At 70.6% G+C, this 11,934-nt stretch carries 7 protein-coding genes and 1 pseudogene; 1 reads left to right on the forward strand and 7 read right to left on the reverse strand.

Annotated features, from left to right (window positions below):
- Positions 1 to 158 (forward strand): annotated as a pseudogene (locus tag ACT2CW_RS20105) (aldo/keto reductase); the annotation flags it as partial.
- 16 nt (positions 159 to 174) lie between these two features.
- Here the strand turns inward: ACT2CW_RS20105 and ACT2CW_RS20110 are convergent.
- The 7 genes from ACT2CW_RS20110 to ACT2CW_RS20140 form a co-directional block, all read right to left on the reverse strand.
- Positions 175 to 2,121, reverse strand: a complete 1,947-nt coding sequence (locus tag ACT2CW_RS20110; RefSeq protein ID WP_445517644.1) for a cellulase family glycosylhydrolase — start codon at positions 2,119 to 2,121, stop codon at positions 175 to 177.
- Between the two features lie 77 nt (positions 2,122 to 2,198).
- Positions 2,199 to 3,650, reverse strand: coding sequence for an FG-GAP-like repeat-containing protein (locus tag ACT2CW_RS20115; protein WP_445517645.1), 1,452 nt, complete (start codon positions 3,648 to 3,650; stop codon positions 2,199 to 2,201).
- Positions 3,651 to 3,746: 96 nt separating this feature from the next.
- On the reverse strand, positions 3,747 to 4,820 hold the full coding sequence (locus tag ACT2CW_RS20120; RefSeq protein ID WP_445517646.1) for a CobW family GTP-binding protein: 1,074 nt from the start codon (positions 4,818 to 4,820) through the stop codon (positions 3,747 to 3,749).
- Positions 4,821 to 4,925: 105 nt separating this feature from the next.
- Complete coding sequence (locus ACT2CW_RS20125) at positions 4,926 to 5,933, reverse strand: aldo/keto reductase (protein ID WP_182468468.1); 1,008 nt, start codon at positions 5,931 to 5,933, stop codon at positions 4,926 to 4,928.
- 73 nt (positions 5,934 to 6,006) lie between these two features.
- Positions 6,007 to 8,556 (reverse strand): beta-L-arabinofuranosidase domain-containing protein, encoded by a 2,550-nt coding sequence (locus ACT2CW_RS20130; protein WP_445517647.1) that lies wholly within the window; start codon positions 8,554 to 8,556, stop codon positions 6,007 to 6,009.
- A gap of 40 nt (positions 8,557 to 8,596) precedes the next feature.
- Positions 8,597 to 10,039, reverse strand: a complete 1,443-nt coding sequence (locus ACT2CW_RS20135; protein ID WP_445517648.1) for an RICIN domain-containing protein — start codon at positions 10,037 to 10,039, stop codon at positions 8,597 to 8,599.
- Positions 10,039 to 11,925, reverse strand: coding sequence for a family 43 glycosylhydrolase (locus ACT2CW_RS20140; RefSeq protein WP_445517649.1), 1,887 nt, complete (start codon positions 11,923 to 11,925; stop codon positions 10,039 to 10,041). Before ACT2CW_RS20140 ends, ACT2CW_RS20135 begins: the two co-directional genes overlap by 1 nt.
- Positions 11,926 to 11,934 lie beyond the last annotated feature (9 nt).

Consider the following 11,934-nt stretch of genomic DNA (forward strand, 5'->3'; position numbering starts at 1 on the left):
TGGGCGGGCCTTGGGTCCTCCGGGGGGCGGGTTCGCCGGGGGGGTTTGGGGCGAACGCGGCCGCGGCGGGGCTGCCCCCGCTGCCGGGCGCCACGCTGGAGGCCGTCGGCGACCTGTACGACCGGCGGATCCGGGCCCAGGTGCACCATCGCTGGTGACGGTGGCACGCGGGGCTCAGAAACCGGCGTCCGCCGCCCATCGCGCGAGTTCGCGCTGGGCGGCGGCGCGCTGCTCAGCCGAGGGGGCGGCGGTGCCGTCGGCGATCAGCGCGTAGTGCAGGGTGCCGGTGGCCTCGTCGGCCGGGGCGGAGAGCACCAGCCGGCTCCCGTCGCCGTCGCCGGGCTCCGCCGCGGTGGCGACGGGGTGGTCGGCGGTGTGGCCGTGTGCGCTGTACGCGGGCGGGCCGGTGAGGGTGCCCAGATCGGAGACCACGGTGGTACGGGCGGGGTCGAAGTCGCGGGGCAGCCGGAGTTCGGTGGGCGCGTCGGTGGCGCCGTCGGAGCGCCACACCAGCATGCCGTAGCGGCCGGAGCCGGTGACCTTCGCGACGTTCGGCAGGCTGCCGGGGACGCGGTCCCAGCTGAGCGTGGTGGAGCCGTCGCGTGAGCGGTCCTCGAAGGTGAAGGCGAGGGTGCGGCCCGCGACGGCGCGCGGATAGATCCGGTCGAGCAGCCGGGCGTCCTGGCGCAGGGCGGCGGCGCCGGAGTCGTCGAGGCGTACGGCCGAGTGATCCTCGTCGTTCCAGGCGTCGCCCTCGGTGAGGACCTTCCCGGTGTTGCCGTTCATGGCCTCGTGGTGGCGGCCGTTGTAGAGGTCCCACTGCCACTGGGTGGAGGAGAGCACGGCGCCGGAGTCGGCCGGCCGGGTCCACCAGGAGGCGCCGGGGAGGCGGGAGTCCAGCGCCTGGTACATGCCCTTGACGACGGTGGGGGCCTTGTCGGAGGCGAAGCCGGCCAGCGGATGGCCGAATTCACTCATGACGGCGGGCAGGCCGAGTGCGGTGGAGCGGTCGCGCAGGGCGCCGAAGTCGCCCGCGTACTGGCCGTCGGCCGCCTTGCCGGGCATGAAGATCCCGGAGATGGCCTTCTGGTCGTAGTAGTGGGTGTTGAAGACGTAGTCGGGGCCGGGCTTTCCGGCGTCGAGGAGTCCGCCCTCCTGGCGCTGGAAGTCCAGGTTGGAGTTCCAGAACATGTTGGGCTCCACGAAGGCGGGCTTGTCCTGCCAGCCCGCGGCGTCCATACGGGCGCGGAACTTCTCGTAGAAGGGCCACAGCACGCTCTTCTCCCAGGTGCGGCTGTTCTGCCCGGTGTCGTACGCGCCCGCGTACGGCTCGTTGAGCGGGTCGAAGCCGACGACGCGGGTGAACTGGTCGTCGGTGAGCTGCCGGGCGAGGTAGGTCATGGTCTTCTCGGCGGTGGCCAGGAAGGCGTCCTGGACGCGGACGGTGCCCGCGCCGGTGGTCAGGGCGCGGTTGCGCCAGAAGTCGCGGGTGGCGCTCATGACCGCCTGGTTCTGGGTGATGTTCTGGCCCCAGTGGAAGCAGATGCCGCAGGACTCCTTGGGGTAGCCGCCCGCGTCGATCACCCACTTCGGGGCGCCGTCGCCGCTGTACCAGCTGTCCTTGTCGAAGAGATGGCGGGAGTAGAGGTCCTGGTGGAAGTCGGGGAAGACCCGGATTCCGGCGTCGAGGAACGCCTTCATCTGCGCCGTGGCCTGCTCCAGATAGCCGGTGTCCACCTGGCCGGGCTCGGGCTCGGCATGGGCCCAGGAGAGCAGGAACCGCACCGCGTTGGCGCCGGTCAGGTGGCGCATGGCGGCGGCGGACTTCCTCGCGTCGGCGGTGGTGGCGAACGGGAGCCCGCCGTTCTCCTCCAGTTTGGTCTCGCCGGACACGTTGAAGCCGCGCAGCACGACCTCGCGGCCATGGCCGTCGGCGAACCGGGTGCCGTCCACGGTCACCTGGTCCGCGGCCCGGCCGTCGAACCAGGGCGCCTCGGCCGCGGCCGCCGGAGTGCCCGGGGCCGCGGCCGCCGCCAGCAGCAGGACGGCCACCCCGAGCAACCGGGTGCGACCCGGTCGGGGGCGGCCGATCCGTATCCCTCGTGTCTCATGAGTCGGCATGGACCTACCGTCCAGTAAACTTGAGGGATCGTCAACTACTCGCGCTCGAAGAGCAGTTCGGCACCGGGGCGATACGGTTACCGCTGGAAACCGTGCCCCAGGGCCGCACCGGCCTCCGGCGCCCCGAGGGAGTCCGGCCCGAAGGAGACGACACCGCTCGTGGTCAGGCCGCCCGCCTGGCCGCGCAGCGCCCAGGCCGCGCCGCTGGTGGACTGAGCGCCGTCCTCGTCGGGGGCGCCCACGGCCAGGTCGTCCTTGCCGTCGCCGTCGGTGTCGGCGAGCCCGGTCGCCATGGCGAAGTGGTCGCCCGCCTCCGCGACACCGGGGACACCGGCGGTGTCCTGGGTGAACGCCTGGGCGCCGGTGCCGGACAGCCCGCCCCGGCCGCCGTAGAGCTGGACGACGCTGCCCGCCTCCTTGACCGAGTCCAGGCCCTCGTACGGGATGCCGACGGCGATGTCCGCGTAACCGTCGCCGTTGACGTCGCCGGAGCTCAGCGCGTAGCCGAACTGGTCGCCGTCCTCGTTGACGCCGGGGACGCCCGCGGTGTTCTGGTCGATGGTCGTGGTGCGGGTGGTGCTCGGCCCCGACGCGGTGCCGTAGAGCACCTTGAGCGTGCCGTGGTCGTACGGCAGGTTCTCGATGACGTCACCGGGAACGGTGCGCAGCACCAGATCGCCGTGGCCGTCCTTGTCGACGTCGCCGATGGTCGCGGAGGCGGCGTCGGTGAGGTCGGCGGCCTTCTGCGACAGGCCCTTGTCGTCGCCCTTGAAGAACAGGCTGGACTGGGACATCTCCTCGAAGGCGTGGGTGGAGACCAGGTCGTCCTTCCCGTCGCCGGTGATGTCGCCCGCGGTCAGACTGGTCGGCGCGTCGAACCGGCCGGTGTCGGAGAAGGAGCTGCCCGCGTCCTTGCCGTCGCGGGTGAACGGGCCGAGGCGGACGCGCACTCCGGTCTTCTCGTCGTCCGGGCCCTCGCCGGTGGTGACCACGTCGGCCAGGTCGGCGTGGCCGTCACCGTTGAAGTCGCCGCCGGTGATGACGCTGTCGCCCCAGTGGTCGCCGTTGCCGGCGGGCAGCTGGGTGCCGCCGGTCAGCCCGTTGGACGAGCCCCACAGGACCGTGAGGGCCGGGGACTTGCCGGTCTGGACCACCAGATCGGTGTAGCCGTCGCCGTCCAGGTCGCGGGCGACGGTGTGGGCCCCGAAGTACGCCGACGCGGCGGGGTCGCCGGGGACGCCCTCGGTCGCCTGGCTGACGACCTGGCGGTGGGCGGTGTCCGCGCCGGAGGCGGAGCCGTAGACGACGGCGACATAGCCCGCCTTGGCCTTGCCGCCCACCGTGCCGGTGGGGGCGGAGACGGCGAGGTCGGCGCGTCCGTCCTTGTTGAAGTCGACCTTCGGGGCGGCGGCCGCGGCGGTGCGGGCCTCGGCGGCGCCCGCGGGGGTTACGGCCAGTAAGGCGGGGGTGGTCACAAGTGCGGCCACCGTCGCGCAGCGCACGACGGTGGTGAGGGAACGGGGGCGCACACTTCCTCCTGCTCGTTGATGAGCGTTTACCTCATGTACACCCAGCAGGACCCGTGACGCCGCCTCAGGGTTGCACGGCAGCTTCCAACGATTTCCCTAGTCCATCTCGTTCACATAGCGGAACACGCCCATCATATGTGTCTCGTCGATCTCCTCCTCGGGCGCCGCCACGCACTCGGCCAGGCGTTTGGTGAGGGCGCCGGCGTCGACCCCGGTGCCGATCATCACCAGCTGGGTGGTGCGGGGCTCATCGCACTCCCAGGGCGAGAGCTGGAAGCGGAGGTACGAACCGACCGCGTGCAGCCCGAACTTCCACTCCCGGCCCGCGCCCGCGAAGTGGAGGAACCCCTTGGCGCGGTAGAGACCCACCGGGCGGCTGTCGAGGAACTCCATCAGCCGGCGCGGATGGAGCGGCTCGGCCGCGGAGAACTCCACGCTCTCGTAGGCGGCGTGGAGGTGATGGCCGTGGTCATGGCCGTGGCCGTCGTCCCCGCACCCGTCCGCGCAACCCGTATCGTCGGCCCATACGTCGGCGAACGAGAGCTGCCGGAAGTCTTCCTCGGCGGTCCCGCGGGGCGGGCGGTCGAAGAGGAGAGCGGGGTCCACCCGCCCGTGCGCGGCGGTCACGACCGGCACGCCGGGGGCGATCTCCTGGAGGGTCTCCAGGAGATCCCGGCACTCGTCCTCGGCGACGCGGTCGGTCTTGTTGAGCACGACGAGGTCCGCGTCGCGGACATGGCGGTCGAGCTCGGGGTGGCGGACGCGGGTGTCCGGGAACTCCGCGGCGTCCACGACCTCCACCAGGCCGCCGTAGACGATCCGTTCATTGCTGCTGGACAGCAGCGCCCGGATCATGCTCTGCGGCTCGGCGAGGCCGCTGGCCTCGATCACCACGACATCGATGCGCAGCTCGGGATCGGTGAGCCGCTCGAGCATCTCGTCCATCTCGGAGGCGTCCGCCGCACAGCACAGACAGCCGTTCTCGATCGGGATCATCGAATCGACCTGCCCGGCGACGGCCAGGGCGTCGATGTTGATCGATCCGAAGTCGTTGACGATGACGCCGATCCGGGTGTCCGCACTGTCCCGCATCAGATGGTTGAGCATCGTCGTCTTGCCGGAGCCCAGAAAACCCGTGATGAGAATGACCGGAATCCGTTGTGTGGCCAAGGCTGTGTCTCCGTGCGGCGGTCCGTAGTGATCTCGGGCGGACCGCTTATGCTATCCGGCCGCGGGCCGGGCCGGTCTCCGGCCCGCGGACGTCAGCGAACCCCGTCAGGGGATCTCGATCCCCGCCTCCGCCGAGAGCCGGTCGATCTCGGCCAGCTCGGCGTCGCTGAAGTCGGGCGAGTCCAGCACCGCGACGTTCTGCTCCAGCTGGGCGACGCTGCTCGCGCCGATCAGTACCGAGACCACCCGGGGGTCCCGCAGCACCCAGGCGAGCGCCAGCTGGGCGAGGGTCTGGCCGCGCCCCTCCGCGAGCTTGTTGAGGGCGTGCAGCAGGCCCAGCCGCTCCTCGGTGAGCGTCTCACGCTTGAGGAAGTGGCCGAGCGCCATGCGCGAGTCGGCGGGCACCCCGTGCAGATAGCGGTCGGTGAGCTGCCCCTGCGCCAGCGGCGAAAAGGCGATGACCCCGACGCCCGCCTCGGCGGACGCCTGGAGCACCCCGCCCTCGACCCCGCGCTGGAGGAGCGAGTACGGATGCTGGTTGATCAGGTACGGGGTGCGCAGCTCCTTCAGGATCGCGGCGGCCTCGGCGATCGCCTCCGGCGGGTAGTTGGACAGGCCCGCGTAGAGCGCCTTGCCCTGGCGCACCGCGCTGTCGAGGGCGCCCATCGTCTCCTCGAGCGGGGTGTCCGGGTCGAAGCGGTGGGAGTAGAAGACGTCGACGTAGTCCAGCCCCATCCGGGACAGCGACTGGTCGAGGCTGGCGAGGACGTACTTGCGCGAACCCCACTCGCCGTACGGCCCCGGCCACATGAGGTATCCGGCCTTGCTGGCGATGAAGAGCTCATCGCGGTAGGGGCGGAAGTCCTGGGCGAAGATCGAGCCGAAGTTGCTCTCGGCGCTGCCGGGCGGCGGACCGTAGTTGTTGGCCAGGTCGATATGGGTGACACCGAGGTCGAAGGCGCGGCGCAGCACCGCGCGCTGGGTCTCCAGGGGGTGGGTGTCGCCGAAGTTGTGCCACAGGCCGAGCGAGACCTTCGGAAGCAGCACACCGCTGCGGCCGCAGCGCTGGTACTGCATGGAGTCGTAGCGGTTCTCGGCGGCGAGGTGGACCATGCGCGTCGTCCTTGTCCGTACGGTGCGGTTGGGAGCGGACGGGCCGTGGGGACGGCCCGCCCGCCTGAGCTTGTCAGCTTTGGGCCAAAGTGGCGACCTCATTAGCGCTGAGTGTCCTGCCGTACACACGGACGTCGTCGAACGCGGCCTTGAGGTACGGGTCCGGGTACTGCGACTTGCCGAGATAGCCGGCGCGGATGTGGTTGCCGAAGTGGACCGGCTCGACGGTGATGGCGGTGTTGCGCCCCACCTCGCGCCCGCCGACATAGAGGACGGCGGTGCCGCTGCCGTAGGCGACGGCCACATGGACCCACTGGCCGGTGGGCAGCGGGGCGGCCTCGATGCGCTGTTCGGCCCCGCCGCCGCCCGCGGTGATGGCGAAGCGCAGCCTTCCGGAGTCGGCCACGGGGGTGAGGAACATATTGGCGGTGACACCGGTGCCGATGTCGAAGATCCGGGTCCAGGTGGCGGGGGTGCCGTCCAGCCGGACCCAGGTGGCCAGGGTGTAGGCACGGGCACCGGCCAGGAGGTCGTCGGCGAGGACGACATGGCCGTCCGTGCCGTTCAGGGCGACCGCGCCACCGGTTCTGCCCGCCGTCCAGGAGGCGCCGCCGACGAGCCGGGCGGTCTTCCCGCGGCCGGTGGCGTCGGCCGCGGTGGTGCCGGAGGTCTCGTCGAGGCGGTGCCAGGCGGCGAAGGCGGGCGGCGGGGTGGGCGGCTGCCCGGTCAGCCAGTACACGTTGTAGTGCTGGTGGTGGACGCGGGCGACCGGCAGCAGGGTCACGCTCTCCCCACTGGCCGTGGCGCTGAACCGCAGGGGGCTGGTGGCCGTCCGGGACACGGATCCGGTGTCCAGGCGCGGCATGGTCATCCCGGTGCGGCCGCCGTACGCCCCGGCGAGCACCACGGGCCCGTAGAGCACCGCCTGGACGTCGGGGTCGTCGGGGGTGGGGTCGAACGTCAGCTTCATCGGCAGCGTCACCTCGACCCGGTCGCCGGTCTTCCACTGGCGGTCGATGATCAGCCAGCTGCCGGGGGCCGGCCGGTCGGCGAGGGTGGTGCCGTTGAGCGTGGCGCGGGCCCCGGCCGCCCAGGAGGGGATGCGGACGCGCAGTTCGAGGGAGGCCGCGCCGGAGGTGACGGTGAGGGTGGTGGTCTGCTGGTCGGGGAAGCCGGTGGTCTGGCGCCAGGTGATGCCCTTGTCCTGCCAGCGCAGCTCGGAGGGGATGAAGAGGTTCACCAGCAGGCTGCGGTCGGCGTGGGTGTAGATGGTGTCCGCGAACTTGGCCTGGGTCTCCATGCCGCTGCCGTGGTCGCAGGAGAAGTTGTCGTAGTCGGTGGAGTACTGGTTGGGGTCGGTGCCCATGAAGGACGGCTGCTGTTTGAAGGAGCCGGGGGCGAGGCCCGTGTAGTAGATGTTGAAGCCGTGGGCCGAGTCCGGGTCCTGCTCGCCCAGCATCTGGTTGAGCAGGGTGCGTTCGTAGTAGTCGAGCAGGTCCACCCGCTCCGGCGCGTGGAAGTGGATCAGCCGGGTGAGCTTGAGCATGTTGTAGCTGTTGCAGTTCTCGCAAGCGTTGTTGGAGAGCTGGGCGGCGATGGCGTCGGGCTCGTGGAACGCCTCCCCGTTGCTGTTGCCGCCGATGACGTAGGTGTGGTGATCGGTGACGATCTTCCAGAAGTTCTCGCCGATGGTGCGGTAGCGGCTGTCGAGCCCCTCCTCCCACAGCCGCATGGCGCCGACCATCTTGGGGATCTGGGTGTTGGCGTGCAGCCCGGCGAGCTGGTCCTCGTTGCGGGCCAGCGGGTCGAAGACACGGGCGTGGGTGAAGCGCTCGGCCACCTTCAGCCAGCGGCTGTCGCCGGTGATGGCGTGCAGATCGGCGAGGACGTCGTTCATGCCGCCGAACTCGGTCTGGAGCACCCGCTGCATCTGGTCGTAACCGAGCCTGCCGGTGCGGGTGTCGACCCAGGCGGCCTGGCGCAGGACGGTCTGAAGGGCCTCGGCGTTGCCCGCGAGCCGGTACTGGTCGACGAGCCCGGCCATGATCTTGTGGATGGTGTAGTACGGCGCCCACACCCCGGTACCGGCCTCCAGCCGGTCGAAGAAGCTCTCGGGGAACGCCGAGAGATAGCCCTGGCCGTAGCCCGCGGCCGGGGACTTGGCCTGGCAGGCGGCGAGCGCCGAGACCAGCTTGCGGCCCTTGTCGAGCAGTGCGGTGTCGCCGGTGGCCGCGTAGCTGAGGGCCAGCCCGGACAGGAGGTGGCCGGTGCTGTGGCCGCGCAGTTCCGTGCTGGGGCTCTCCCAGCCGCCGCAGGGCTGGGCGCTGCTGGGGAGGCCCACGTTGAGGCGGAAGGTGTGCAGCAGCCGGTCGATGTCGACAAAGCGCAGATAGGCGGTGTTGCGGGACTGGTTGTCCTTGAAGGCGCCGGGGAGCAGGGTCACGGCGGTGAGCGGAAAGGGCTGGGCACTGGTCAGCGCCTTGGGTTTGCGGTGGGCCGCGGCCGGGGTGGTGCCGGGGGCCGCCGCCGCGGCGGTGGGTCCGGCTGCGGCGGTGAGCGCCACGGCCGCGGCCCCTGAGGCCGTGGTGGCGATGAAGTGCCGTCTGTCGACTGGTTCGCTCATGACTTCCCTCACTGAGGTCCGAAATTACGAACAATGTCCGTCAGCCGCGCCGCCACTGCTGGTTGGCGCCGCCGGTGCAGCTCCACTGGAGGAGCGCCGCCTTGTCCGCGGTGGACTCGTCCGCGACGTCCAGGCACTTGCCGCTGGAGCGCGCGGTGAACCGGACGTAGCCGTCACCGGTGTCGGTGGCCCGCCACTGCTGGTTCGTCCCCGTGCCACAGGCCGACTGAACCACGGCGGCGCCGTCGGCGGTGGAGCCGCCGGCCACCGTCAGACACTGGGAGCTGTGCCGGGCGACCAGCTGGACCTGGCCACCGCCCACGTCCTTGGACCAGAACAGCTGATTGCCACCGCCGTTGCAGGTGTACTGCACCGCCGCGGCGCCATCGGTCTGCGAACCGGAGACGATGTCGGCGCACTTGCCGCTGTGCCGCGCCATGAGCGTGGTGTACGGCCCGCCGGAGCCGGTCACCGTGCCCGCCGCCGTGTCGATGGTGAGCTGCGGATACCAGTCCATGCCGAGGGTGGTGGCGGTGGGGAAGGCCAGCGGCAGCCAGACGTAGCGCGAGTCGTTGACGGTGCCGCCGAAGGAGTTCCCCCAGCGGTCGCCCAGATAGAGGTACGAGGTGGTGCCGCCGCCCTGCACCGGCAGGACGTACGCGGTCTGCGAGCCGTAGGCGGTGGCGTCGCCGACGTTGCGCATCGCGCTCCAGGGGCCCGCCAGGCTGGTGGCGGTGGCGTACTGCTGCTGATTGGGGCTCCAGCCGGTGGCGCCGGAGGTCAGCATGAAGTACACGTTGCCGCGTTTGAAGAGCGCCGGTGCCTCGCGGTGGCCGCCGGGCCAGGGGTTGGCCACCAGGCTCGCCACCCCGGTGTAGTCGTCGGTCAGCCGGTAGATGTGCAGGTCGTAGTTGTCCCGGGCGGCCGAGACCATGTATCCGGCCCCGTCGCCGTCCTGGAAGAGGGTGATGTCCCGGGACATGTGCAGGCCCAGCGGGCGGAAGCTGCCCCGCCAGGTGTAGTCGCCGTCGATGGTGGCGGAGGTGGCGACGGCGGCGCGCGCCTCGCTGTAGTCGCTGCCGTTCTCCTTGTGCATCCACATCACGTACTGCCCGGTCCGCTGGTTGTAGAGCACCTTGGGCCGCTCGATGTTGGCGGAGGCCAGCTCGGGGTCGGTGGCCTGGGTGAGGACGTGGCGGCGGAACTCCCAGGTCTTCAGGTCCGTGGAGCGGTATGCGGAGACATAGCGGAAGGTGTTGTCGGCGTTGCGGTTCTCGCCGAACCAGTAGTAGTAGCCGCCGGACCTGATGACTCCCCCGCCGTGGGCGTGCACCACCTCGCCCGATGGGGTGGTGAACTGTGTGCCGTTGACGACGGTGACGGGGGCGGCCTGTGCCGCGCCGGCTCCCGCCAACGGGGCGAGCAGCCCGAGGACGGCGGCCACGACGAGGGTCCACAGACGCGCTCTGTGACGTCCGCGCATCACACGGTCTCCTTCAGGACGGTGAAGTGGCGGGCGAATCCGGTGAGTCCGGGCAGCTCCCGGATCGGGGTCCAGGTCCGGAAGCCGTCGAGGCTGTCGCTGTAGTAGTACTTCTGCTCGGTGTAGCCGTCGAAGTAGATCCGCCAGCCGCCGTTGTCCAGGCGCACCAGCGCGGGACCCTCGCGCCAGCTGCCCCAGCCCGCCCAGTCGCCGGTGCCGCGGAAGGTGTACGGCCCGCCGAGGCTGCCCGCCGTGGCGTGCTCGATGTACTTGGTCGTCTCCTGCTTGGTGAAGGCGTGGTACTGCCCGGCGTGGCGGACCACGAAGGTGTCGATGTAGTTGGCGGTGTCCAGGCCCTTCAGCGGTGTGGGCGTGGTCCAGGAGGACAGCGCGGCGTTGGTGGCGGTGAGCAGATGCGGCCGGAAGATGTAGTCGGGGGTGGAGGTGGTGTCCAGCGAGACCACGATGTGGACGCCGCCGTCGTCGTCCACGAAGAACTCCGGCGCCCAGGTGCGCTCGAGACCGGCCACCGGGAGGGTGTGATTGCGGACGAAGGTCCAGTTGACGCGGTCGCGGCTGCGCGCGAAGCCGATGGTGTTCCCGGTCCAGTTGGTCGTGTAGACGATGTAGTAGTAGCCGTCGGTGTGCTTGATGACGCTGGGGTCGCGGATCAGCCCGGACGGCGGGGTGTAGGCGGGCCCCTTGAGCAGGGTGTACGTGGTCGCGTCGGACGACTGGTAGACGTACATGTTCGACTCGCTGCTGTTGGTGAACGCCGTCATGGTGAAGCGGGTGGCGGCCGTGGTGTCCCGCGCGGGCGCGTCGGCCACGGGCACACCGAAGTCCGGGGTGCCGTCGGCCTTCCAGCCGAGCGCCTGGACGCGGGTGTGCCGGTTGGGGTCGTTCAGCGGGTCGCCGGTGATGTCCTTGTACTGACGGGCGTGGTAGACGAGGAGGTCGGTGCGGCCGTCCTCGGCGATGGTGAACGAGTTGTGGCCGGGCCCGTACTGCTTGGTGGTGTCATTGCTGGTGAAGACCGGCCGCGGGCTCTTCTTCCAGGACGACGCGGCGAGCAGGTCGCTGTCCGCGGAGGCGGTCAGCAGCCCCATGCAGTAGTTGGCGTCGGTGGCGCTGGCGGAGTAGGTGAGGAAGACCCGGCCGTTCCGCTGGAGGACGGAGGGGCCCTCGTTGACCTTGAAGCCACGGGTTTCCCAGTCGTACGTCGGCCGGGAGATCTCCACCTGGGGCCCGGTGATGGTCCACGGATTGGCCATCCGGGCGAGGTAGATGCTCGAGTTGTTGCCGACGTCCGGGTTGCTCTGGGCCCAGACGAGATAGCGGGTGCCCTGATGGGTGAAGGTGGAGGCGTCGAGGGAGAAGGAGTCGAGGGGCGTGACGATGCGGCCCTTCTCGGTCCAGGTCCCGGCGAAGGGGTTGGCGCTCGCGTTCTCCAGCACCCACATCCGGATCTTCCAGACGTCGTTGGCGGGCGCAGAGGCGAAGTAGACGTACCACTTGCCGTCGATGAAGCGGACTTCCGGGGCCCATATGTGAGCGCCCATGTCTCCGCTGGTGTGCTTCTTCCAGATCACCGACTCGGCGGCGGTGGCCAGGCCGCCGATGGTCCTGGAGCGTCGCAGGACGATGCGGTCGTACTCGGGGACGGTGGCCGTGAAGTAGTAGTAGCCATCCGTGTGCCTGAGGATGTGCGGATCGGCGCGTCGGCGCACCAGCGGATTGGCGTACGCGGGGGCCTGGGCGGCCGCCCGCGGCGCGGCGGGGGTGGCGGCCCGCGCGATGCCGGGCGTTCCGGCGGCCGCCCCCAGGACGAGGGCGCCCATCACCACGCGTCTGCGGCTGGGCTGGTGCTCTTCGCTGCGGCTCATACGGTTCTC

The organism is Streptomyces sp. NEAU-174 (assembly GCF_052665095.1).

What these genes read in the sequence shown, in the direction of transcription:
- ACT2CW_RS20110 (WP_445517644.1), bottom strand. Translation starts at nt 2,121, where the DNA reads ATGCCGACTCATGAGACACGAGGGATACGGATCGGCCGCCCCCGACCG.
- ACT2CW_RS20135 (WP_445517648.1), bottom strand. Translation starts at nt 10,039, where the DNA reads ATGCGCGGACGTCACAGAGCGCGTCTGTGGACCCTCGTCGTGGCCGCC.
- ACT2CW_RS20130 (WP_445517647.1), bottom strand. Translation starts at nt 8,556, where the DNA reads ATGAGCGAACCAGTCGACAGACGGCACTTCATCGCCACCACGGCCTCA.
- ACT2CW_RS20125 (WP_182468468.1), bottom strand. Translation starts at nt 5,933, where the DNA reads ATGGTCCACCTCGCCGCCGAGAACCGCTACGACTCCATGCAGTACCAG.
- ACT2CW_RS20140 (WP_445517649.1), bottom strand. Translation starts at nt 11,925, where the DNA reads ATGAGCCGCAGCGAAGAGCACCAGCCCAGCCGCAGACGCGTGGTGATG.